Annotated in this window: 20 protein-coding genes; 5 read left to right on the forward strand and 15 right to left on the reverse strand. The window is 61.3% G+C overall.

Annotated elements, in window-relative coordinates:
* Nucleotides 1-41 precede the first annotated feature (41 nt).
* Genes DMP17_RS12990 through DMP17_RS13000 form a run of 3 tightly spaced genes read left to right on the forward strand, consistent with a single transcriptional unit; the run spans nt 42 to nt 5,022 of the window.
* Nucleotides 42-2,270: a TonB-dependent receptor gene (locus DMP17_RS12990; protein ID WP_337829498.1), complete on the forward strand. Its 2,229-nt coding sequence runs from the start codon at nt 42-44 to the stop codon at nt 2,268-2,270.
* Nucleotides 2,271-2,294: 24 nt separating this feature from the next.
* Nucleotides 2,295-4,028 carry a CocE/NonD family hydrolase gene (locus DMP17_RS12995; protein ID WP_337829499.1) on the forward strand — a complete coding sequence of 578 codons (1,734 nt, stop codon included), beginning with the start codon at nt 2,295-2,297 and terminating at the stop codon, nt 4,026-4,028.
* The gene (locus DMP17_RS13000; RefSeq protein ID WP_337829500.1) at nt 3,982-5,022 is read left to right on the forward strand and encodes a LysR family transcriptional regulator; all 1,041 of its coding nucleotides are present in this window, start codon (nt 3,982-3,984) and stop codon (nt 5,020-5,022) included. Before DMP17_RS12995 ends, DMP17_RS13000 begins: the two co-directional genes overlap by 47 nt.
* 93 nt (nt 5,023-5,115) lie before the next feature.
* Here the strand turns inward: DMP17_RS13000 and DMP17_RS13005 are convergent, their stop codons facing one another.
* Genes DMP17_RS13005 through trbB form a run of 11 tightly spaced genes read right to left on the reverse strand, consistent with a single transcriptional unit; the run spans nt 5,116 to nt 14,780 of the window.
* The gene (locus DMP17_RS13005; protein WP_337829501.1) at nt 5,116-5,352 is read right to left on the reverse strand and encodes a DUF2274 domain-containing protein; all 237 of its coding nucleotides are present in this window, start codon (nt 5,350-5,352) and stop codon (nt 5,116-5,118) included.
* Between the two features lies 1 nt (nt 5,353).
* On the reverse strand, nt 5,354-6,613 hold the full coding sequence (locus tag DMP17_RS13010; RefSeq protein WP_337829502.1) for a TrbI/VirB10 family protein: 1,260 nt from the start codon (nt 6,611-6,613) through the stop codon (nt 5,354-5,356).
* Nucleotides 6,610-7,674, reverse strand: a complete 1,065-nt coding sequence (gene trbG / locus DMP17_RS13015; protein ID WP_337829503.1) for a P-type conjugative transfer protein TrbG — start codon at nt 7,672-7,674, stop codon at nt 6,610-6,612. Before trbG ends, DMP17_RS13010 begins: the two co-directional genes overlap by 4 nt.
* Nucleotides 7,671-8,360 carry a conjugal transfer protein TrbF gene (gene trbF / locus DMP17_RS13020; protein ID WP_337829504.1) on the reverse strand — a complete coding sequence of 230 codons (690 nt, stop codon included), beginning with the start codon at nt 8,358-8,360 and terminating at the stop codon, nt 7,671-7,673. The genes trbG and trbF overlap by 4 nt, the downstream gene beginning before the upstream one ends.
* A 3-nt stretch (nt 8,361-8,363) precedes the next feature.
* The gene (gene trbL / locus DMP17_RS13025; RefSeq protein WP_337829505.1) at nt 8,364-9,704 is read right to left on the reverse strand and encodes a P-type conjugative transfer protein TrbL; all 1,341 of its coding nucleotides are present in this window, start codon (nt 9,702-9,704) and stop codon (nt 8,364-8,366) included.
* 2 nt (nt 9,705-9,706) lie between these two features.
* Nucleotides 9,707-10,003 (reverse strand): putative entry exclusion protein TrbK-alt, encoded by a 297-nt coding sequence (trbK-alt, locus tag DMP17_RS13030; protein WP_337829506.1) that lies wholly within the window; start codon nt 10,001-10,003, stop codon nt 9,707-9,709.
* A gap of 9 nt (nt 10,004-10,012) precedes the next feature.
* Nucleotides 10,013-10,786, reverse strand: coding sequence for a P-type conjugative transfer protein TrbJ (trbJ, locus tag DMP17_RS13035; protein WP_337829507.1), 774 nt, complete (start codon nt 10,784-10,786; stop codon nt 10,013-10,015).
* Complete coding sequence (gene trbE, locus DMP17_RS13040) at nt 10,783-13,221, reverse strand: conjugal transfer protein TrbE (protein WP_337829508.1); 2,439 nt, start codon at nt 13,219-13,221, stop codon at nt 10,783-10,785. The genes trbJ and trbE overlap by 4 nt, the downstream gene beginning before the upstream one ends.
* A gap of 10 nt (nt 13,222-13,231) precedes the next feature.
* Nucleotides 13,232-13,513: a VirB3 family type IV secretion system protein gene (locus tag DMP17_RS13045; RefSeq protein WP_337829509.1), complete on the reverse strand. Its 282-nt coding sequence runs from the start codon at nt 13,511-13,513 to the stop codon at nt 13,232-13,234.
* Nucleotides 13,513-13,845 carry a TrbC/VirB2 family protein gene (locus DMP17_RS13050; protein WP_337829510.1) on the reverse strand — a complete coding sequence of 111 codons (333 nt, stop codon included), beginning with the start codon at nt 13,843-13,845 and terminating at the stop codon, nt 13,513-13,515. The genes DMP17_RS13045 and DMP17_RS13050 overlap by 1 nt, the downstream gene beginning before the upstream one ends.
* The gene (trbB, locus tag DMP17_RS13055) at nt 13,842-14,780 is read right to left on the reverse strand and encodes a P-type conjugative transfer ATPase TrbB (RefSeq protein WP_337829511.1); all 939 of its coding nucleotides are present in this window, start codon (nt 14,778-14,780) and stop codon (nt 13,842-13,844) included. Before trbB ends, DMP17_RS13050 begins: the two co-directional genes overlap by 4 nt.
* Nucleotides 14,781-15,217: 437 nt before the next feature.
* On the opposite strand from trbB, the gene DMP17_RS13060 reads away from it, so the two are divergent.
* Nucleotides 15,218-15,553, forward strand: a complete 336-nt coding sequence (locus DMP17_RS13060) for a helix-turn-helix transcriptional regulator (RefSeq protein WP_337829512.1) — start codon at nt 15,218-15,220, stop codon at nt 15,551-15,553.
* Nucleotides 15,543-16,943, forward strand: a complete 1,401-nt coding sequence (locus DMP17_RS13065) for a type II toxin-antitoxin system HipA family toxin (protein WP_337829513.1) — start codon at nt 15,543-15,545, stop codon at nt 16,941-16,943. The genes DMP17_RS13060 and DMP17_RS13065 overlap by 11 nt, the downstream gene beginning before the upstream one ends.
* A 63-nt stretch (nt 16,944-17,006) precedes the next feature.
* On the opposite strand, the gene DMP17_RS13070 is transcribed toward DMP17_RS13065, so the two are convergent.
* From DMP17_RS13070 to DMP17_RS13085, 4 genes are all read right to left on the reverse strand, one after another.
* Nucleotides 17,007-18,953 carry an ATP-binding protein gene (locus tag DMP17_RS13070; RefSeq protein ID WP_337829514.1) on the reverse strand — a complete coding sequence of 649 codons (1,947 nt, stop codon included), beginning with the start codon at nt 18,951-18,953 and terminating at the stop codon, nt 17,007-17,009.
* Between the two features lie 164 nt (nt 18,954-19,117).
* Nucleotides 19,118-19,561: a hypothetical protein gene (locus DMP17_RS13075; RefSeq protein ID WP_337829515.1), complete on the reverse strand. Its 444-nt coding sequence runs from the start codon at nt 19,559-19,561 to the stop codon at nt 19,118-19,120.
* A 5-nt stretch (nt 19,562-19,566) separates the two neighbouring features.
* Nucleotides 19,567-21,558: a conjugal transfer protein TraG gene (locus DMP17_RS13080; RefSeq protein WP_337829516.1), complete on the reverse strand. Its 1,992-nt coding sequence runs from the start codon at nt 21,556-21,558 to the stop codon at nt 19,567-19,569.
* Between the two features lie 24 nt (nt 21,559-21,582).
* Entirely contained in the window at nt 21,583-23,322 is a 1,740-nt protein-coding gene (locus tag DMP17_RS13085) for a relaxase/mobilization nuclease domain-containing protein (RefSeq protein WP_337829517.1), read from the reverse strand.
* Nucleotides 23,323-23,410 lie beyond the last annotated feature (88 nt).

Genomic DNA, 23,410 nt, shown 5'->3' on the forward strand with positions numbered 1-23,410 from the left:
ACATCACGCAGTGACTTTCAATGAAAAGCAGGGAGAGGAAAATGAATATCTTACGTGACAACCTTATTATTGGTGTCGCCACACTGGCATTCCTAGTTCCCGCATCAGCGGGCGCGCAAGCAATGATGGAACCACTGCAGCCGAGCAGCAATGAAAATACGGATGAGCAAGCAACAGGTGACATCGTCGTCACCGCTCAACGACGGTCGGAGCGTCTGCAGGACATTCCGATGTCAATTTCGGCTTTTGACGGCGCCGCCTTGCAGCGTTCGCCTGTCACTAATCTGGCAGATATCCAGACTTCAATCCCCAATGTGAACATTTCTCCGCGCAACAGCTCGGGGGTCGTCTCAATCCGGGGGATCGGCTTCGACATTGTTACTGCAGGTGCGGAAGGAAGCGTCGCAATCCATAGTGACGGTGTGTATCAGTCACGTCCTTTGGGAGCGCTGTCAGGTCTTTTCGACATCGAACGAATCGAGGTCGCACGCGGACCGCAGGGCACACTTTATGGACGTAACGCCACGGGCGGCGCGATTAACATCATCTCGCGCAAGCCCACACAAGACGTGACTGGTTATATCGACCTTTCCTACGGCAATTATAACTCACTCGCCATTGAGGGCGCCGTTAGCGGCCCCCTGGCTGGCGACAAGTTGCTCGCTCGCGTATCAGCCAAGATAGAGCAGAGAGACGGGTGGGGTACTAACATTGCCAACGATAGCCGGATTGACGACCTGAAAAGCCGGGCGTTGCGCGGAATGCTCGAATTTCGTCCTTCGGACACAGTCAACTTCCTGCTGGAGGGCGACTATTTCAAACGGGACGATAATGCCTATGCTGTGCACTTTGCCGGTTGCGTCATCGGTGTTTGTGGTCCCAATGCGGGTACCAGCCGTGGTTATACCGTACCTACCGATCCGCGCGATGTAAGCAACGACACACAGCCGATTAACCGCCCCGAATCCTACGGCGTCTCGTTGACAACGAAGATCGAGCTTCCCTTTGCAGATCTCAGCGCCATCACCGCCTACCGTGAGGGCAATTCCTACTATCAGTTCGACTTTGATGGAACGGCGCAGCCTGGTGCATTCCTGACTCGGGAAGAGAACTACAAAACGTTCTCACAAGAGCTTCAAGTTAGCGGGACGACAGGAAATATGGACTGGGTCGGTGGCGTTTATTACTTTCATGAACGCAACTTCGCGCGGGCTAATGGACATTTTCCGCCATTTATCACGACACTCTCGCGATATTTTCAGGGAGGCGTACTTACAACCGACGCCTACGCCGTATTTGGTGAGGCGAGTTATCACCTGACATCAGATCTCACCGCGACTTTGGGTGCCCGATATTCAAAGGAACGGAAACACATTGACGATGAATACACATTTACCAATGGCCCGCTGAACATGGTTGGTAGGCAAGGTTCGCCCAGCTCGGATGTGCCGTGTGTGACCTGCCTTGGCCTCCCGGACAGGGCGAAATTTAGCTCGTTTACACCTAAGTTCGGATTGCGATATCAGCTCGCGCCAAACAAGCTAATCTATGTTACTGCCCAAAAGGGATTCAAGAGCGGAGGTTTTGCAGTCGGTGCTGTGACGCCCGCCTTTGATCCAGAAACGATTTGGAGCTATGAATTTGGCCTCAAGGCTAACTGGTTCGGACGCGCGCTCACTACCAATATATCGGCCTATCATTACGACTACTCGAACCTTCAGGTCGGGCAGGTTCAGGGTGTCGCGACAATTGTACGTAATGCTGGATCGGCCAAGGTTGACGGTGTTGAAGCCGAGGTTCGTCTTACCGTTTCGCCTCGGGTCTCGTTTGACGGATTCACGGCCTACAATCATGCGCGGTTTACTCAGTATACGTCGGCAAACCCGGCCATCAATCCTGCGCTCCCGCTTGATCTGAGAGGCAACCTTCTATCAAACGCGCCGAAATGGACAGGTAAGATTGGCGGTGAATATCGGCTGCCCGTGTCCAATGGCGACTTAACAATGCGCGGCGAGATTTTTACGTCGTCTCGCGTTTATTTCTCGCCGTTCAATAACAATACTAATAGTCAGAAGCCGTATTCTTTATTGAACGCCAGCGTTCGCTACGATGCCGACAGTGATTGGTATGTTAGCGCCTTTATTAACAACATCGCGGACACGGATGTAAAGGCCGGGTCTATCGTAACGAGCGGAACGACCGGCGCGTTCATTATTGCGCAGTATCTTCCGCCTCGGACCTACGGACTTAAGGTCGGCAAGAAATTTTGATAGTTACAAGAGGTTAATAGAATCATGGAACACGTCGTCGAACATGCCGAAGGCATGATCATCGAACGCGATGTCGCCATCAAGATGGACGACGGCGTGCTCCTTCGCGCCGATGTCTTTAGGCCTTTGCACGTCGGCCGCTATCCAGTTCTGATGACCTACGGACCTTATGCAAAAGGACTACACTTCGCAGACGGATATCCAGCCCAGTGGGAGATGCTCACGCGTGGTCATCCCGAAGTTCTGCGCAACACTAGCGGACGACATGCCAATTGGGAAACAGCTGATCCAGAGCGCTGGGTCCCAGAGGGATATGTAGTTATCAGAGTTGACTCGCGGGGGACCGGACAGTCACCAGGTTATGTTGATCCGTTTTCTCCGCGCGAAACTAGAGACTATCACGACTGTATCGAATGGGCAGGTGTACAGCCATGGTCGACAGGAAAGATCGGCCTCTTGGGCGTTTCCTATTACGCCATGAACCAGTGGCAGGTCGCTGCTACCCGGCCCCCTCATCTTGCTGCAATTTGCCCTTTCGAAGGCGCGTCTGATTACTATCGGGATGCTGTGCGCCACGGGGGTATGATGTGCACCTTCTGGGCGAGGTGGTACCCAAAGCAGGTGGAAACCGTCCAATATGGCTTAGGAGCGAATGGCCCCGTATCCCGCGCCACCGGAAAGCCCATTGCCGGCGATATCACCTTGGATGCAGCGAACCTTGTTGCCAATCGCACGGATATTGAGCGCGATCAGCTGTCCCACGAATTTATTGATGACTGGTTTCGCGAGAGAATGCCGGACCTGTCTCGAATTGAAGTGCCATTGCTGTCTTGTGGTAACTGGGGTGGGCAAGGCCTTCACCTGCGCGGGAATGTGGAAGGCTATCTTCAAGCAGGATCGACGCAAAAGTGGCTGGAAATGCATGGACTGGAACACTGGACCGAATTCTACACAGACTATGGTTTCAGGCTCCAGCTTCAGTTTTTCGACCATGTTCTGAAAGGTCGTAAAAACGGCTGGGAAGATCAACCTGCCGTACAATTGCAGCTGCGCACGCCTAACGGGTTCCTTACGCGCCATACCCGCGGATGGCCCCTTCCGGAGACTTGTTGGACAGAATTTTACCTGGACAGCCTCGCTCTAGCGTTGAGCGAGAAAATGGCGGTTGTGTCGGGAAGCGTAGAATACGATCAGATGGCAGAAGAAGTAATTTTCAGAACTATGCCGTTTGAACGGGAGATGGAGATAACAGGTCCGCTGTGCGCCACTATATTTGCTTCTACAACGGCAAAGGAGATCGATCTTTTCGTTACGTTACGCCTATTTGACCCGACGGGAAATGAGGTGCTCTTCACCGGAGCAGTAGAACCAAACGCTCCGGTAACTCAGGGCTGGTTGCGGGCTTCGCACCGAGACCTTGACCCTTCACGGAGTTTGCCTTGGCGGCCTTGGTATAAACACGAAGCTGCAACTCCCGTGATTCAGGGAGAGATTTACGAGCTGGCGGTAGAACTCTGGCCCACGTCCATCATTGTCCCAACTGGCTACATCCTTGCGCTGACCATCGGCGGCCAAGACTTCGATCACGGCCGAAAAGGCGAGATGCCAAAAATTTACGGCGTGGAGCAGCGGGGTTCCTCAGTGTACTTACATGATCATCCCGAAGATCGAATCTCGGAGAACCTTACTGGAGAAGTAAAAATTTATACCGGTGGTGATTGTCGATCTCGGCTTTTACTTCCTCAAATACCCGGTTAACTGCAGACTTCGATACGGGGATAAATGTAGAGACAAGGAGTCTATACTGCCCGGATCGCGCATTGAATTGCGGCACATCCGCTATGTGGTCGCTGCCGCAGACCATGGCAGCTTCCGCCGCGCTGCGGCAGCTCTTGGCATTCAGGAGTCGGCTGTCAGCCGCCGGATTCGTGATCTTGAAGATCGACTGGGCACGGCATTCTTCATCCGCTCTCCAGGCGGCGTAAAGCTGACACATGCGGGCAAGCAATTCGTCCAGCGTGGGCGCAAAGCGTTGTCAGAGATTGGCCTAGCGAAGGCTGAAGTCTCAGCCATCGGTCGCGGAGATGACGGCCATCTGACAATCGGGATATTCTCGTCATTGGCTTCGGGGTTTCTTTCCGAGCTGGTGCAGGCATTCGGCGAGCGACATGCGGCGGTCCAACTCACCTTCATCGACGGCAATCCGGCCGAGCATTTGGCGGCGATCCGACAGCACCAGTTGGACGTCGCCTTCATTACAGGCGCCGGTCCCTGGCCGAACTGTGCCAGTCAGCATCTCTGGTCGGAACGAATTTTCGCGGTTCTGCCCACGCATCATCCCCGCGCCAGCGATCTCAAGGTCAATTTCGAGGATCTGGCCCATGAGCCGTTCATGGTGAGCGAGGCTGCACCGGGAGAAGAAATCCACGACTATCTGGTTCAGCGACTTGCCGGTCTTGGAAGGCACCCAGACATCCATCAGCATCTGGTTGGGCGGGACAATCTGATGCAATTGGTGGCACTCGGGCGCGGACTAACGGTCACGAGCGAGGCCACCACTGGGGCACAGTTCCCCGGCGTTGTGTTCAGACCCATTGAGGATGAAGTTCTCCCCTTCTGCGGAGTTTGGTCAGTTGGCAATGACAACCCCGCGCTGGCGGGCCTTCTCGACTTGGCCCGATCCATGACCAGCACCGTCGAACAATCCGCCTTCAGTTTCCTGTTCCCCGAAAAGGGAGAAAGCGACCCTTAGGGCCTTTTGCTATCGAGAGGACCAACGCTGATCATGTCGAGTGTTCGGTGTCCAAAATATGCATGCGGATTTTCGGACAAGCCAGTCAGGCTATCATTCGCCGTTTCGGCGTTCGACATCGCGCCGGGCTTTGGCAAAGCCCCGGTCCGAAGCGATGAAGCGCTCAAGCATCGGCACGATCAAACGGATCGGATCCGCGGTCACATGCCCCGCCTCGCGGCCGAGTATCGCTGCATAGGCGACGAGATCGCGGTGGAGGTTTGCCGGCAGCTCCAGTGTGACCTTGACCGGCTTGTCGTCCGCGATCAGGCCAAGTTTCAGCTTTGTCATCTCAGCCTCCATAGGGTTCGAGCACGAGGTCGCGCGTGACCATCACCCGCACCGGAAATCCCGGTCTGATAGTCAGAGTAGGCGCGATGCCGAGTTGGCGGCTGACGATCTGCTGGCCGGTCTGGCTGATGCTGTTCGAGGCCCCAGATCGCAGTGCCTGCACCAGGCTGCTCTCGTTCTGGCTGGTTCCTGCCTCGGCGCCCACCGAAAGCAGCGTCGAAAGCGCCGCGGCCTTGAACATCTCGCCCCAGTGGAAATCGACGCCATCTTCCAGGCCCGCGTAGCCCTCGGCATTGGCGCCGGGTTGCCGCTCAAGAACGATGGAGCGCCCGTCGGGCATGATGAGGCGGTTCCAGACCAGCAAGACCCGGCGCTGACCGAAACCGACGCCACTGTCATACTGGCCGATGATCCGGGTCCCTTGAGGCACCAGGAGGATGCGGCCTGTGGGGCTATCGTAGACGTTTTGCGTGACCTGCGCCGTGATCTGCCCCGGCACGTCGGAGCGGATGCCAGTGATCAGGGCGGCGGGAATGACTGCGCCCGCCTGAAGGACGTTGGCGGAGGCTGGTGCCATGACCCGATCTGGCGCGACTGTGCGCTTTTCGGGGCTTTGTCCAAGGAAAGCCAGTTGCCGGTCTTGCGCCGTTGGTGTGGCCGGCTGCGGCGCGAGGCCAAGCCCTGCCAAGTCTGTCGTGGCCGCCGCTGGAACCGAAGGCGACACGTTGCCGGAAACCGCCTGGGAAGCAGAGAACAGGCGAGCCGTTCGGGCCGCCTCCAATTCCTGATAGCGGCGCTGGACTTCAGGGTCGGGACCAGCAGGCGCGGCAACCGGCTGCGCCATACCCGGTACAGGTACGGGCTGACTGCCGTTTTGCGCATTAAGTATCGGGCGCCCAAGATCCCCAGGCAACGGTGGCCCAAGTCGCGGGACAGCGCCGTAATCCTTTGGCAGTCCCGCGAGGCCATCAGGCGCACTGCGCCCATCCGTCGTGTACAGTTCTTCGGCCGCCTTGCCGCCATGCTGGACCTGGAGTGCGTAGATCAGCGCGCCGCCAATACCGAGGCCCGTCACGATACCAACCCCAGCCAGCACCTTGCGCGACAGGCGGGTCACACGGGGCGGCTCGGGCCGCAGCCGCATACGGGCGACCGGCTCGCTAACGAGCGGCAGCGCGCCGTCCTCGTCTTCCGTTTCCGGCGGGGCAGTGTCCTGCGCCACGGTACCATTCTCCCTTCCGGGTTCATGTTGTTCGCTCACGATGCCGGCCTCCCGTCGGTCCGGGAGATCCGGACCCGCTGCTGGCGCTTGCCGGAGCCGAAGCGCAGTTCCGCAGCCGCGAACAGCCGATCGACGATCATGTAGTTGGCCCGGACCCGATAGTTCACCAGCTCGGACGTGCTGCCTTCGGGGCCGACCACGAAGATTGGCGGCATCTCGCCTTGAGCAACACCGCGCGGGAATTCGATGAAGACCTGGCGGCTATCGTCAAATGCCCGCAACGGCTTCCACGGCGCACGATCGCCCGCAATCTCGTAGCGGAAATTGACGCGGGTGAGATCGATGCCCGACGCCATGGGTTCGGCGGCCCTGGCTTCAGCATTCTGGCGATGCAGCGCGATGAGCTGGTCCTGCGGATACTGCCACGAGACCGACGCCATGTAGGTCTTCTCGGTGGAGCGCAGCTCAATGTGGTAGGTGCGCAAGTTGGTGTTGATGACGAGGTTCGTCATCAACAATGCGCGCGTCGGCTTGACGAGGATGTGGACCTGCCGCGACGCGCCGACACCGCTTTCGGTGTCGCCGATGATCCAGCGGACCGTATCGCCGGCAGCAACGGGGCCGGGACCCACGAGTTGTTCGCCCGGTTGCAGGCTGATGTCGGTGATCTGTCCCGGCGCGGTATAAACCTGGTAAAGCGCCCCCTCGACGAACGGGTAGGCCTGGATGGCGTTGATGAAACCGTTCCTCACCGGCTGCATGCGCGCGGCGGCGTTGGCGGCGTTCACGCGCGAGGCTGGATCGGCCAAGTCGGGCGTGGCCGCCCCGTCCCTACCGACCGGCTTCAGCTGACCCGGCAGCGGCAGCACCTGCGGTATTTCAACGACGCTGACGGGCGCCGATGGTTCAACCGTTTGCACGGCTGCGGGCGCCTCGTCGAAATTGATGGCTGGCGGCTTTTGCACCGTGGCGCAGCCGCCCAGCGTGGACGTGGCCAACAGGAACGGCAGCGCAGTTCTGCACACGGCGGGGATGGCTGCGAACAGGAACGCCGGGAACCCCACACTCGGGCTCATGGCTTCGCGCGAGGGGTGTGTCATTGTCCAAGCTCCTTCGACCAGTTGATGGCGTTGATGTAGATGCCGAGCGGATTGGCCCGGAGTTTCTCGGGATCGCGGGGCGCCTGCACGGCGATGGTGAGAATGGCAGTCCAGCGCTCGGTCGCCGCAAGCGCACCGTCCTGATAGGTTCGCTGGACCCAGGCGACGCGGAACGAGCTGGGCGAGGCCCGGATGACGCTGGATACGTCGATCGCGACCTGCGTCTTGCCGACTTTGGCGAAGGGATCGTTAGCACGGGCATAGTCCCCCAGCGCGAGAGCCCCGGCCTGCGTCGTGAAATCATAGGCGCGCAGCCAGTTCTGGCGCACGATGATGGGGTCTGCCGGGATGCTGCGGACCTGCTCGATGAAGCGCGCGAGATAGAACGCAATCTGCGGATCGCTCGGCTGATAGTCGGCAGTCGCGGGGGCGACGGCCTGGGCCTGCCCCAGATGATCGACCTGCACCACCCAGGGAACGATCGAGCCACTGGCGGTCTGCCAGACGAGCACTGCGGACAGACCTGCCGACAAAGTCAGGGACCCGAAAGCCATGAGCCGCCAATTGCGGGCCTGGACGCGGGCTGAACCAATGCGGTCGTCCCAGATCTGCGCTGCGCGCTGGTAGGGCGTCTCGGGTTCGGGCGATTTGCCGTAGTGGGTTGATGGCCTTTTGAAGATGCTCATGGCTCAGTCGCTTTCTGAAAGGTTGATGGAAGCACCGCCGCCGTGGCTGTCGCCTGATTTGACGGCGTGCGCGGCGACCTGAACGCCTTGGGAAAGCTGCTGATTGCGCTTCATGCGCTTGGCCCAATCGGGCTGGCCCTCGGCAGCCACGGTGGTTGCAGCAGCGGCAGCCGCCGATTCTGCATCGGCTGTGGCGCCCGCGATCCCGGCCGCAGCATTGGCGCCGGACTGGTAACTCGATTTCAGGCTTTCGGTGGCCTTCGATGCTGCGCGTTTGAAGGGCGAAGCGGCAGCCTGCGCGCCGGTACTGGCGACATTGCCCAGGCCAGACGCCACACCTCCAACGCCAGATTGTCCGGCGGCACCGAGGCTGTACGCGGTCGATGCACCGCCTGCGAGCGTAGCGCCGCCACGAGCGGCGGCGGCCGCACCGCCGGCAAGGGCGGCTCCGCCCGATGCGACAGCACCGGCGGCGGCGGCCCCGGCGACGGCCATGCCGCCAGCGGCAAGGCCTGTTCCGACGGCGGCGCCTGCGCCAAGCTGCGGGCCGCCCGATACGATGCCATTGGCGATGCCCGGCCCGAAGATGCCAAGGCCAAGCAGCGACAGCGCCGCAAGGACGATCGCCATGGCATCATCGATTGTAGGCGTTGCTCCGCCAAAGCCGGCGGTGAATTCGGAAAAGAGCGTCGAGCCGATGCCGATGATCACGGCGAGGACGAGGACCTTGATCCCCGACGAGATGACATTGCCGAGCACACGTTCGGCCATGAACGCACTTTTGCCGAAAAGGCCGAACGGGATGAGCACGAAGCCCGCCAGCGTCGTCAGCTTGAACTCGATCAGGGTGACGAAAAGCTGGATGGCGAGGACGAAGAAGGCGAGCAGCACGAGCGCCCAGGCGAACAGCATGCAGGCGATCTGGATGAAGTTCTCGAAGAACGACCAGTAGCCCATCAGGTCGGAAATCGAGTCGAGCAACGGTCTCCCGGCGTCCAGCCCGGTCTGCGCGACCTTGCCGGGGCGCAGGAGATCTGCGGTGCTGAACCCTGTTCCGCTTGCTTTCAGGCCGAGGCCGGCAAAGCTTTCGAAGACGATGCGGGCAAGGTTGTTCCAGTTGCCGATGATGTAGGCGAACATCCCCACGAACAGTGTCTTCTTGATGAGACGCGCCATGATGTCGTCGTCGGCGCCCCACGACCAGAACAAGGCAGCAAGGGTTACGTCGATGACCACCAGCGTCGTCGCGATGAACGCGACTTCGCCATGCAGAAGCCCGAAACCTCCATCGATGTAGCGGGTGAAGACCTCGAGAAAATGGTCGATGACGCCGGTGTCGCCCATGATCAGCGGACCTCCGGCCGGTCTGAGGAGATCTGATCGGGCACAGGCGCAGTCCCGAGGAAGCGGCGCCGATTGTCAGCCCATGCCTTGAGGCATTGGGGGTCGCTGGCTCCTGCTGCGCCTGCCTGCGAACAGCGGGCAAGCTGGTCATCCAGCGGGTCGTGCCGGACGATGGACGGCGGCTTCTCGGTGGCCGTTTCCGGACCTGCATCGCTGCGGTTCATATCGATCGCAGTCGCCGTGACAGCGAGGGCCACGAAGACGACTGCGCCGATGCGTGCGAGGGTCTTGCCGTCCATCGTCTGACCTCAGTTGCCTGACTGGAACATTTTGGCGGTGCCGGGCTGGTATCCGCTGCCCGGCGTCAGGAACCGGCGGCGCTGCTCCTGGCCCTGCGCGGCCGCGGCCGCCTGTTCGGCTGACTGAAGCGCCTGCGCCCGGCCATTGGCCGCGATGAGCGCAGTAAGGTCGGCCAATTGCTGTGCCTGGAGGGCGAGAAGCTGATTGCCGGCCTGCGCCGCCTGCAAGGCTCCGGTAGCGCCCTGGCTCTGGCCGATCAGGGCAGACATCTGGGTGCGGTTGGTGTCGATATTGCCGACGACGCCTGCCTGCACCCGCATCGCGTCCTGCAAGCTGCCGACCGTATTCTGCCAGCGCGCGCGAGCATCGGCGATGAGCTGGGTATCGCTCGCCGACATCGCCGTGCTGCCGTATTTGAGCTGGAACGCACGGTCGATCGACTGCACGTCGTAGGCGATGTTCTGCGCCTGGCTCAGGAGCGACTGGGTGCGCTGCACCGACTGTTGGAGCTGCTGGAGCGCGGAATACGGCAGGCTTGCCAGATTGCGCGCCTGGTTGATCAGCGACTGCGCCTGATTCTGGAGCGACGTGATCTGGTTGGTGATCTGCTGGAGCGATCGCGCCGCCGTCAGCACATTCTGGGCGTAATTCGAGGGGTCATAGACAATCCCGCCAAACCCGAACTGGGCGTATGCTGGTGTTGGCAGCATGGACGTGAGGGCGACGGGGGCGACAAGCAGCGCGGCAATGAGCCGAACGCTGCGGGCGGTACGCAGTTTCATGGTGCTATGTCCTGATTGGTAAGGTTGGGGACGAGGTCAGCGGCCCAACCGAGCCCTCGGTGTCGAAGCCATTGAATGAGGAAGGCTTCGCGTCCGTGCTCGCTGAGGATCTGGGCGATGGCGGCTTGATCGGTCTTCGATGAGGCAGCGCAGAGCGCCAGCGCGACGTCGGAAAGACCCAGCTCAAAGAGCCGGTTGCCGCGCCGGGACTGGCAGTAATAGTCGCGCTTGGGAGCAGCCCTCGCGATGATCTCGATCTGACGATCGTTGAGCCCAAAGCGGCGATAAATGGCCGTGATCTGGGGCTCGATCGCACGCTCATTGGGCAGAAGGAGCCGGGTCTGGCAGCTCTCGATGATGGCGGGTGCGATTGCCGACCCTTCGATGTCGGACAGCGACTGTGTGGCGAAGACGACGCTGGCGTTTTTCTTGCGCAGTGTTTTCAGCCACTCGCGCAGCTGGCTGGCGAACCCCTCGTCGTCGAGCGCGAGCCAGCCTTCGTCGATGATGACAAGTGTTGGCGATCCGTCGAGCCGATCTTCGATCCGGTGGAAGAGATAGGCCAGGACTGCGGATGCCGCGCCGGTGCCGATGAGACCCTCGGTCTCGAAAGCCTGCACGGTGGCGCTGCCGAGATATTCGGCCTCGGCATCGAGCAGGCGGCCAAAGGCGCCGCCGACGCAATAGGGCCGAAGAGCTTGCTTCAGGTCATTGGACTGGAGGAGGACCGCAAGTCCGGTGATCGTCCGCTCATCGACAGGCGCCGAGGCCAGTGAGGTCAGCGCGGTCCAGACGTGCTCTTTCACGTCAGGCGTCATTGCCACGCCTTCGCGTGTCAGGATCGCGCTGATCCAGTCAGCAGCCCACCCCCTTTCGGCCAGATCGTGTACGCGCGCGAGCGGTTGCAGGTTGACGGATGTCTGCGCTGCATCGGTGAGCCCTCCGCCGAGATCGTGCCAATCGCCGCCCATGGCGAGCGCCGCCGCCCGGATCGAACCACCGAAATCGAAGGCAAAGACCTGGGCACCGGGGTAGCGCCGGAATTGGAGCGCCATCAGGGCCAGGAGAACGGACTTGCCCGCGCCGGTCGGGCCGACGACGAGCGTGTGCCCGACATCGCCGACGTGAAGGGAAAACCGGAACGGGGTCGAGCCTTCGGTCTTGCCGAAGAGCAGTGGGGGCGCTGCAAAATGCTCGTCCCGTTCCGGCCCCGCCCACACCGCTGACAAGGGTATCATGTGGGCGAGGTTCAAAGTGCTGATGGGCGGCTGTCGGACGTTGGCGTAGACGTGCCCCGGCAGGGAGCCGAGCCAGGCATCGACCGCGTTGATGGTCTCCGGGCTGGCGGTGAAATCGCGGCCCTGGATGATCTTCTCGACGAGGCGCAGCTTTTCATCGGCGGCGCGCGGATCTGCATCCCAGACCGTCACGGTCGCGGTGACATAGGTCATCCCGGCATAGTCTGCGCCGAGTTCCTGAAGCGCGAAGTCGGCGTCCGCGGCCTTGTTCGCCGCATCGGTATCGACGAGGACGGACGCCTCGTTGGTCATCACCTCTTTCAGGATCGCGGCGACGCTTTTGCGCTTGGCGAACCATTGCCGTCTGATCTTGGTCAGCAGCTTGGTCGCATCGGTCTTGTCGAGCAGGATCGCGCGTGTCGCCCATCGGTAGGGAAAGGCCAGGCGATTGAGCTCGTCGAGCAAGCCCGGCGTGGTGGCCGTCGGAAAGCCGGTGATGGTGAGAACTCGCAAATGCGACGCGCCCAGGCGCGGCTCGAGGCCGCCGGTCAGCGGCTGATCGGCGAGCAGCGCATCGAGGTACATCGGCGTTTCAGGCACGCGGACCCGGTGCCGTTTGGTCGATACGCAGCCGTGGAGGTAGGTCAGCGTTTCAGCGTCACCCAGCCAGCGGCATTCGGGCATGAAGGTTTCGATCAGCCGCAGGATGCGATCGGTGCGGTCCGCAAAGCCGCTCAGGACTTCGAATGGCTCGATGCCGGAATGCTCCCGGCCTTCGTAGAGCCAGGTTTCTGCGCGGGAGGCGTCCTCGGCCGGAGGCAGATAGCAGATGGTGAGAAAGTAGGCGGACTCGAAGTGTGCGCCGGCTTCCTCGAAATCGGCCTTGCGCTCGGCATCGACCAGTGCCGAGGCAGCGTCGGGAAACCGGCAGTCAGGATAGTGAGCGGCGGCGTGGCGATCGGCTTCTACGAAGATCGCCCAGCCCGATCCGAGGCGGCGGAAGGCGTTATTCAGCCGTCCTGCCACAGCGACCAGTTCGGCAGGCACTGCGGAGTCGAGATCCGGCCCGCGGAACTGCGCAGTCCTTTGGAAGCTGCCGTCCTTGTTGAGCACGATGCCTTGGCCGACCAGAGCCACCCAGGGCAGGAAGTCGGCGAGCCGGCTGTTGCAGTTGCGGTATTCGGCCAGGTTGAACATCTGTGCTCCCTCAGACGGAAAGATGGCCGGGGATGCGCAGATGGCGGCGCACCACATCGACGAAGAGCGGATCGCGTTTGGCTGCCCAGACGGCGACGACATGGCCGATGGCCCAGATCCCGATGCCGATGAGCCAGAGGCGTAGGCCGAGGCCGACGGCGCCTGCGAGCGTGCCGTTCAGGATGGTGAGACCGCGCGGTGCGCCGCCGAGCAGGATTGGCTCTGTGAGCGCCCTGTGAACCGGGACCGTATAGCCCGCGATCTCGCCGCCCTGATCGGCACATCCCATCATCAGACGAGCGCCCCGCCGCCGAACGAGAAGAACGAGAGGAAGAAGCTCGACGCGGCGAATGCGATCGAGAGGCCGAAGACGATCTGGATCAGCCGGCGGAAACCGCCTGATGTGTCGCCGAACGCGAGCGTCAGACCGGTGGTGATGATGATGATCACCGCGATGATCTTGGCGACCGGACCTTCGATCGACTGGAGGATGGATTGTAGGGGGGCTTCCCAGGGCATGGACGAGCCCGAAGCGTGGGCGGCAGGCGCCATGACCGTGGTGAGGACGATCGCGGACAGGGCGGTTGTCAGGCGGCGATGGGGACGACGGACAGGCGCATTCATTGGCAGGCTCCTTCTTCGGGCTGAGGGATGATGGGAGTGACGTGGTAGTCGCCGTCCGGCCCCAGGCCCTCGACGCGGGCGAGTTCGACCAGGCGGCGAGAGGCGCCGCGACCGGCGAGGACGGCGATGAGATCGATGGTTTCCGCGATCAGCGCGCGGGGCACGGTCACGACGGCTTCCTGGATGAGTTGCTCCATCCGACGGAGAGCACCGATGGCGCTACCGGCGTGGATCGTTCCGATCCCGCCGGGATGCCCGGTTCCCCAGGCTTTCAGGAGATCGAGGGCTTCGCTCCCGCGCACCTCGCCGACTGGAATGCGGTCGGGACGAAGGCGGAGCGACGAACGCACCAGCTCGGACAGCGATGCGACACCGTCCTTGGTGCGCATGGCGACGAGGTTCGGCGCGGTGCATTGCAGCTCGCGCGTATCTTCGATGATGACGACGCGATCGTCGGTTTTCGCGACTTCGGCCAAGAGCGCGTTGGTGAGCGTGGTCTTGCCGGTCGAGGTGCCGCCAGCGACCAGAATGTTCGCGCGGGCGGCAACGGCTGAGCGCAAGGCCTCAGCCTGATCGCTCGCCATGATCCCGGCTGCCACATAGTCAGCCAGCGTAAAGACCGCGACGGCGGGTTTCCGGATGGCGAAGGTAGGTGCTGCGACGACAGGCGGGAGCAGCCCCTCGAACCGCTCCCCCGTTTCGGGAAGCTCGGCGGATACGTGCGGCGCGTTGGCGTGCACTTCGACGCCGACATGGTGTGCGACCAGGCGAACGATGCGTTCTCCGTCGGCGGCAGAGAGATGCTCGCCGGAATCGGAGAGGCCTTCGGACAGGCGGTCTATCCAGAGCCGTCCGTCGGGATTGAGCATGACTTCGACGACTGCGGGGTCTTCGAGCAGGCGGGCGATGGCGGGACCGAGCGCTGTGCGCAGCATGCGCGCGCCGCGTGCCAATCTTTGCGAATTGTGGTGTGAAGCCGCCATCGGGTCCCCGTTTCATCGGGGAGAACAGGCGCTCCCCGGCTTGGGGATGATTAAGAGAGCCAGAAATTTGCCCGGTTCAACAGGTTTTGGTCGTAGTAGCAGCGTGGCGTGCAAATACAGGGAAACGGCGGAGTTCCGGGGTTCTGGAAAGGCGCGGGAACCAAGCCGGCGCCCTAAGTCGCCTACAACAGAGCATTGCAGGCGCTTGGCATGTCCCGTTCCTTGAGCTTTTGCCTACATGGACGAAATTGACCGCCATAACCGCCACGAATGGGCTTTCTGACTGCCATCGCGGTCATTGCATTGTTTTTTAACATCGTTGATGGTATTGACCGTTATCGCGGTCGAGAAATAGCTTTATGACCGCCATAACCGGCATTGAGGCTTGAATGACCGAGCACCCCCGCACCTATTCCCGCATGACGCGCGAAGCCCTGACCATGATGGGAGGGCTCATTCGTCTCGCGCGCAAACAGCGCAAAATGTCGGAGGCTGACCTGTCGGCCCGGGTCGGTATCGCGCGCAGCACGCTGCAACTGATCGAAAAGGGGCACCCCAAGGTGGAAATTGGGCTGGTCTTCGAAGCCGCAACGCTGGTTGGTGTACCGCTCTTCGTTGACGAACCTTCGCGGCTCACTCCCGAGATTTCCAGGGTCAACGACAAGCTGGCGCTGCTGCCGCAGTCGGTGCGGCGTCCGCGCTCGGAGGTAAAGGATGACTTCTGATCGCCCTCAGCCCACGGCGGCTTCTCAAGGTCCCATCCCGCCAGCCACCGAAGCTTTCGTCTGGATATGGCTGCCAGGTGCGCTTGAGCCCGTCATTGCCGGGCGGATCGAGTTGGACGGTGGCATTTATGTCTTCAACTATGGTCGTTCCTATCTCGAACGCGCCGACGCCATCCCGATCTATGCACCGGAGCTGCCGCTGCAGCGTGGCAGGATCGCGCCCAACGCACCGCTCGACATGGCGGGTTGTCTGCGGGATGGCGCGCCGGACGCATGGGGTCGGCGGGTCATCATCAATCGTCTGACCGGCCTTCGCGGCGAAGCGGCAAACAGTATCGATTTCGACGAACTGACCTTCATGCTCAATTCGGGCTCCGACCGTATCGGTGCGCTCGACTTCCAGACGTCAGCCGACCGGTATCAGCCTCGGGAGCAAGACAATGCGACGCTCGAGGAGCTGCTGGAAGCAGCGGAGCGGGTCGAGCGAGGCGAACCCATCCCCCCGGCTCTCGACAAGGCGCTGTTCCACGGCAGTTCGATCGGCGGCGCACGTCCCAAGGCCTTGATCCAGTATGGCGAGGACAAGTTCATCGCCAAATTCTCAGCGACCAACGACACCATGGCGGTGGTGAAGGCCGAGTTTGTTGCCATGCGCCTGGCGGCAGAAGTGGGCCTCGACGTCGCGCCGGTTCAACTGACCAAGGCGAGCGGCAAGGATGTGCTCCTGGTGCGCCGCTTCGACCGCGAATGGAATGGCACCGGCTGGACTCGCCGGGCGATGGTCTCGGCCCTGACGATGTTTGGCCTCTCAGAAATGCAGGCCCGCTATGCAAGCTATGTCGAACTCGCCGAAATGGTGCGCGCGCGCTTCACCGATCCGCAAGCGACCCTGCGCGAACTGTTCGGACGGATGGTCTTCAATGTGCTGACGGGCAATACCGACGACCATGCTCGCAACCATGCTGCATTCTGGGATGGCGCCAATCTCACGCTCACACCGGGCTACGACATTTGTCCGCAGCCGCGTAACGGCCGGGAAGCCAATCAGGCAATGCTGGTGAATGGCGAGGACAAACGCAGCCTGCTGGAAAGCTGCCGCCTTTCGGCGCCAAATTTTCTGCTGAATGATCGCGATGCGCGCGATCTGATCAATGGCCAGATCGAGACGATCACCCGGCTGTGGGGCAATATCTGCGACGCAGCCGGGCTGAGCGAGGTCGACCGTGGCTACCTGTGGCGCCGCCAGTTCCTCAACGACTACGCATTCGATGGCTACGCTGATGGAGCTCTTGGCCAGGTTCAATCACGACTTCGCGCCCATGTCCCTGCTGAGGTCAGCCTGTCGGACGAACTTATCGCTGATCGCAGGCAAGCATCGGAACGAGAGTGAAGCTGGATATCCGGCTAGAGAGAAAAATGCTCGAGCACTTGGAAAAGTGCATTGGGCCAGCAATCAAGCTTTGATAACGGCTTTGGTTAGTTCGTTGATGCGCGCCTCGATATCCGCGTCAGACACTTCGATCTTGAGCTTGTCCTGAATGAACTGGTGCCGGGCATCGCTTTCGCGCAGCACCTCAGCCCAGGTCTTGACCCAGAGCGTGTAACCGTCACCTTCCTGCGCAATCCCCCTCGCGCGCCCTGACTGCGAAATCCTGGCCTCGACTGAATCGTCATATTCGCTCGTAATCAGGAAGAAATGCCACGTCGTATCAGTATGGCTGAAATCTGGCTGCTGCCGGATCGCGTTCATGTAGTCTTCGACTTGATCCAGTTCCTTGCGGCCAATCTTCAACGACGGCCTCTTGAGCTCAATAATGAGGTATTCGCGCTTGCTCTGGATGGGACCCGGTACGACACGACCGAGAAACTGATCGGCGCGGCCGCGCTTGCCGTCAGGTTTGGTTACCTTGTGCCGTTTGCCTTTCGTTCCGAGATCTTCGGCTACACGCTCCATCACCTTGGTCAGTCCGACCTCCGGCATCGTGAAATGGAACTGTTCGCCAAACAGCCAGGTGTTGTCTCGCACCAATGCATCGAGCTGACCACGCTCCTTGACTGTCTGCCGGTACTTTGGTTCGAAAACCATCGTCCGCAGAACTTGGAGCACCGCAACACGGTCGGCGATCAGACTGGACGACGAGATGATGTTGCCCAGCTCGGTGCGTTCGAGCAGCTCAGAAAACTCGTTCTGCTGCGTTTTGGGCAGGTTCACAACCGCCCGCAGGATTCGCGAAATCGCATCGGGGTTGTGCTTGACCGCTTCCTTGAGGAAGGTGAGCGTCATCAGTTTTAGTGAACTGTCGGCGCGCGCAAACTCACGTGAGTGCGAGGAAACTGCATAGGTCGCGATGTCGAAAACCTGCCTTTCGCGTGCCTCTATCTCGTCGCCAGGCTCGCCTTCGTAAGGGTACGCCCCTTCGTCCTTGAGCTCCTGAATCAGCCCCTTCGCGACGTCCGCCTGACGTTTGCGAAAGTAGTCCTTGAGGCTACCACGAATGTGTTCAAGCACGTGCAGGAAGTCGGGATCATTGATGCCTTCAAGATCAAGCAGGTTCGCATCCGCCAACTCTCGAAAGAACGCGCTGTAGGCATAAGCCGAATATGTGAAGTTCGGTGCCGTCACATAAGCGGCCTGTGATCCCAGCACGATGCCGTTATCGCCGCCGAAAAATATCTGCCGCCCTTCCGTTGGCGCGTTCCACTCAATCACCTTCAATCGGAGATCGTTGATCGTCCGGCTCGGGCAGACAATCGGCGATTGGGGAATGTCATGCGTGCGGTGAATCGTAATTCGAGGATCGACCTCGAACGTGTTATAAATGATGCGCACGCCTGGGTATTGGAGGATGTAGGGGGCGAAGATCGTGCTGAACTGCCTGAAGGCGTCGGTACCATCAAGTACATCAAGCGTATCTTTGAGTGGTGCCAGCTCAACCGCGGTGCCGGTCGGCGCATCCGTTTCGGAAGTGTCGCTTCGATCGCATTTTTCCAGATTATTTGCCTGGATGGTAAGGGACAGCGCCACGCGCCGTCCGTCGACTGCGGCGACGCTCGTCCACTTTGCGCGGCGGGCCAGCGAAAAAAACTTCAGCCGCCCGCGTCCCTCCTTCCCATGAACGGCGCGTTCGAGCGACTGCGTCCTCGACTCGGTGCGCTTGTGAGAGGCCCCCAGATTTCCGAAATCGTGGTCGGCCCGCTCGGGAGATATGCCGTGTCCGTTGTCTTCGATCTTGATAGCAGTGATGCCTCCAAGGCCGTTCTTGTCCAGGGTAACCCGCACTTCGGTGGCATCGGCATCAAGCGCATTCCAGACGAATTCCGCGATCGCCTTGATGGGATCGCGTGTACTCGCGTCCTTTTCCAGAAAGTCCTGTTTGGCCTGAAGGCTGAGTATTGTCATCGACGCCCTTTCGTGGGCCTATGACTAACGCGAGAGGGATCGGATTGCGAGCAGCGTTCCGGAACAAAATTGACCAATCGTGCGGCCTTAGCTGTTATCAATCTCAGAAATGCTATCGCACTGGGGCGTGACCAGACGGAAAGTTGGGCTTCTCGGCTGAGCGCTTAGGAAGTTGCGGCGCCATTGCCGTCCATTGGGACATCGTTCGGAATTTCCTGACGCAGCCTCGGTCCCTTTGCCAACCGCCGACCGAGCGCCGTGACAAAGGCGTCGTAGCGTTCGCTCGCTTTGGCCCGTGCGGCTTGGGCCGCCGGTTCCGGCAAGGCAGGAGTGGTCGCCAGCCAAAATCGGATGAAAACCGCCAAGGTCTCAATCCCGATGCCCACATCGCGTTCTGTTCTCGCCAAGCGGCGGTCGAGCTGATCGAGGCGTTTGGCGAAAGCGGCTTCGCGGCGGTCGGCAGCGTCTGGCGACAGGAACGATGCGATGGCCGCTTCGGCTACCAACGACTGCGACTGATTGCGGCGGGCGGCATAGTCGGCCAGCATCGTCATGACGTCAGGATCGAGATAGACGGAAATCTGGGTCTTCTTTTTGCGGAGGGCCATGGCGATCAGATCTCCATCCCGTCGTCGAAGTCGAGTGATGCCTGCCGGGCCACGCCCTGCATGATCCCGGTCAGCCGTTGATTGCGCGCGGCCAGATCGTCATCCTCGTCGTTGTGATCGCCATCGAGATCAAACTCGTTCTGGACGGGTTGCCGGTTCTCGATAGGTTGGGTGAGACTTAGCTCGGGCTGCTGCCGCCGTTCGGAATCGGTCGTATCGTCGTCGTCACCACTCGCGACCGGCGTTGCCGGAGCGGAAGCAATCTGTGGCGGCAGGGCCAAGCCGGTCCAGTCGTCTGCCCGCACCTTCTTCGGGACGACCAATGCAGGCGGCGGCAAGATTCGCTCCTTGAAGCGGGCGTCCTCGTAATAGCGGGTCTTGCGGGCTCTGATCGGCGGGATTCCGGCGACCATCACGATTTCATCGGCGGGAGGCAGTTGCATGATCTCGCCCGGCGTCAGTAACGGTCGCGCCGTTTCCGAGCGAGACACCATCAAGTGCCCAAGCCAGGGCGAGAGCCGGTGCCCGGCATAGTTGCGCATAGCCTTCATTTCGGTGGCGGTGCCAAGCGCATCCGAGACACGCTTCGCGGTGCGCTCGTCGTTTGTCGCGAAACTCACCCGGACATGGCAGTTGTCGAGGATCGAATTGTTGGGGCCGTAGGCCTTTTCGATCTGGTTCAAGGACTGCGCGATCAGGAAACTCTTCAGCCCGTAGCCAGCCATGAAGGCAAGCGCGCTTTCGAAGAAGTCGAGACGGCCCAGGGCGGGAAACTCGTCCAGCATCAAGAGCAGGCGATGCCGGTCGCGCTTCGCCTGCAAATCCTCGGTGAGGCGACGTCCGATCTGGTTGAGCAGGAGTCGGATGAGCGGTTTGGTCCGGTTGATGTCGGATGGCGGAATGACGAGGTAGAGCGTCGTCGGATGCTTCCCGCCGACGATGTCGGTGATGCGCCAGTCGCAGCGCCGGGTCACTGCCGCAACCACCGGATCACGATAGAGGCCAAGGAAGGACATGGCCGTGGACAGCACGCCCGACCGTTCATTGTCCGACTTGTTGAGCAGTTCGCGGGCCGCGCTGGCGATGACCGGATGCGGGCCGTCCTTCCCGAGGTGCGCCGTCGTCATCATCGCGGCGAGGGTCGATTCGATCGGACGTTTGGGATCGGAAAGGAAAGCGGCGACGCCGGCGAGCGTCTTATCGGCTTCGGCGTAAAGCACGTGGAGGATCGCGCCTACCAGGAGCGCGTGGCTGGTCTTCTCCCAGTGATTGCGCTTTTCGAGGCTGCCCTCGGGATCGACCAGAATGTCGGCAATGTTCTGGACGTCGCGCACTTCCCACTCGCCGCGCCGGACTTCGAGCAGTGGGTTGTATGCGGCCGAGTTCGCGTTGGTCGGATCGAACAGCAGCACCCGCCCGAAACGCGCCCGAAAACCCGCGGTGAGTTGCCAGTTCTCGCCCTTGATGTCGTGGACAATGGCGGAGCCCGGCCATGCGAGCAGCGACGGTACGACCAGGCCGACGCCCTTGCCTGACCGGGTCGGAGCAAAGCACAGCACATGCTCCGGGCCATCGTGCCGGAGATAGTCGTGGTGGAAACGCCCGAGCACCACGCCGTCCGGACCGAGCAGGCCGGCCGCACGAACCTCATTTGGCTCTGCCCAACGCGCCGAACCGTATGTCTCGACCTTCTTCGCCTCGCGTGCGCGCCAGACCGACATGGCGATTGCAACCATGACCGAGATGATGCCACCAGATGCCGCGATGTAAGCACCTTCGATGAAGATGGCCGGGGCATAGGCATCGAACCCATACCACCACCAGAAGAACGATGGCGGCGGATAGAAGGGAAAGCCGAAGAGGTGAAACCATGGGCCGCCCAGTTCCGGCTGAAACGCGAGCCGCCAGGCGACCCATTCGGTCGCGCTCCATATGGTCAGGAGCACGATCAAGAAGACGGTGATGATCTGACCCCAGAGAATTTTGGTGGCGGCCATGGAAAGTCCTTTCGAGAGGGTGGGTCAGAGGCCGAGGCCGCGTTTGCGGGCAAAGCTCCAGTCGATGCCGCCGTCGGTGCGGGCCACTCCTGAGACATGGCGACCGAGGTGCTTTTCGAGGGCAGGCGTCCAGGGCACGAGTTGGAAGCCGAGGCCATCGTCCAACATGGCGAAGCGGCCAGAAGCCAGCGTCAGGCGCTGCCGGTAAGTCCCGGCGACATATTCGCCGCCTCCTGCCTGATTGAAGAGCTTGCCGGTCTCGGCGGCCAGCTTGTCGCCAACTGCCGCGACCTCCTGGCGCCGCAGCGTCTCGATGAGGTTGCGGGCGAAACTAACCTGAGTGCCGCGCTGTTCGGCTAACCCTTGTTTCATCAGATGTTGGGCCCGGCGATCAAGGGCCTCCCGCACTTCGCCGCCAAAGCCGCTCTCGGACATCGTGGTTGGTGCGCGAGCGATGGCTTGCCGGTCCAGCCAGGTCGCGCCGGAGGCCGTGATCTGACGGTCGATGTCGATGTCCGATCGGACGGCCAGCGCTACGCGCCGAACCCTGCGGGCATCGTCAAAGCTGCGCAGTTCGACAATCGAGCCCGGCGCACTGTCGCCCGCCGCATCGAGGTCGGAAAGCCTGATGTGATGTGTGCGACCATCAAGTCCGTCGACCACAGCAAAGGCACTGCCTCTCAATTCATCGTCGAGACCGCGCGCCACCAGTCGGCCCACGACTGGCTGATCGAATTGCTCAGCTGCCAGCACATAACTGGCTGACGCGCGTTCAATGCCCCGTTCAGTCAGCGCCCGGTGCATGCGCTTGATGATGTCTCCACGTTCGCCGATCTCGCGCAAGGTCGCTTCGGCCTTGTCGTCCATGATCCATTGACCAGGACCGATCTGCGTCGCGAGGCCGAGGGTTTCCAGCTTGCGGAGCCGCCCGACCTTGAGCGTCTGGAACGGGTCAGGTTCGCCACCGGGCAGCGGCGCCACGTCGATGACATTACCCCGGCCGCCATCGCGCACCAATTGTCGGTCGAGTGGGGTCCAGCGTTCTGCACCGATTTGCCGTTCGAGGGACTGGCGTAGATCGAGATCAGTTCGCGGCCCCAGTTCCTGCGTGATGAGGTCGCGTGCCCGATCCCGCATGCCTTCCTTGATGTAGTCTCGGGCGATCACGAGATCCTGCCCATCGTCGCGCACGCCGCGAACGATCAGGTGAACATGAGGATGCTCGGTGTTCCAATGGTCGACGGCGGCCCAATCGAGCCGGGAACCGAGATCCTTCTCCATCTGGGTAACCAAGTCCCGGGCAAAGCTCTTGAGATCCGCCATCTCCAGCGCGTCGTCAGGTGAGACGATGAAGCGGAAGTGATGGCGATCGTCCTTGCAGCGCTCTGCAAACTCGGCAGCATCGACGTGCCCTGGCTCCGCGCCGAACAGGCGGGCCTTCTCACCATCGCGGGTGACGCCTTCGCGGCACAGGTAGTTGAGATGGGTCGCCAGGGGCGCACTACGCGCATTGAGCCGAACGACGCGTGCCTTGACGACGGCGCCGCGCGTGCGTGCGGTGATGAGCCTGTTGGCCTGGATGCTGGCGCGTTGTCCGCGACCGAAGCGCGAAGTGTGACCTGACTTGATGCGGCCAGCCCGCGATATGCCACCGCCAGCCCGCTGGGCTGCCGCCAGTGCTTGAGCGATGAATGGCCGCACGCGCTGTGAGCCCGATGAACGAACGCGGCCAGGACGGATGCGAAACTCGCGGTCATCGGCCATCGGCGCACCGGGCAATGTGCCAATGACGATTAAAAATCAGACTGTTAGGTGGGATCGGCACCTTGCCGATACCCGGCCCAACGTGTGC

Source organism: Pseudonocardia sp. TMWB2A, from assembly GCF_017312135.1.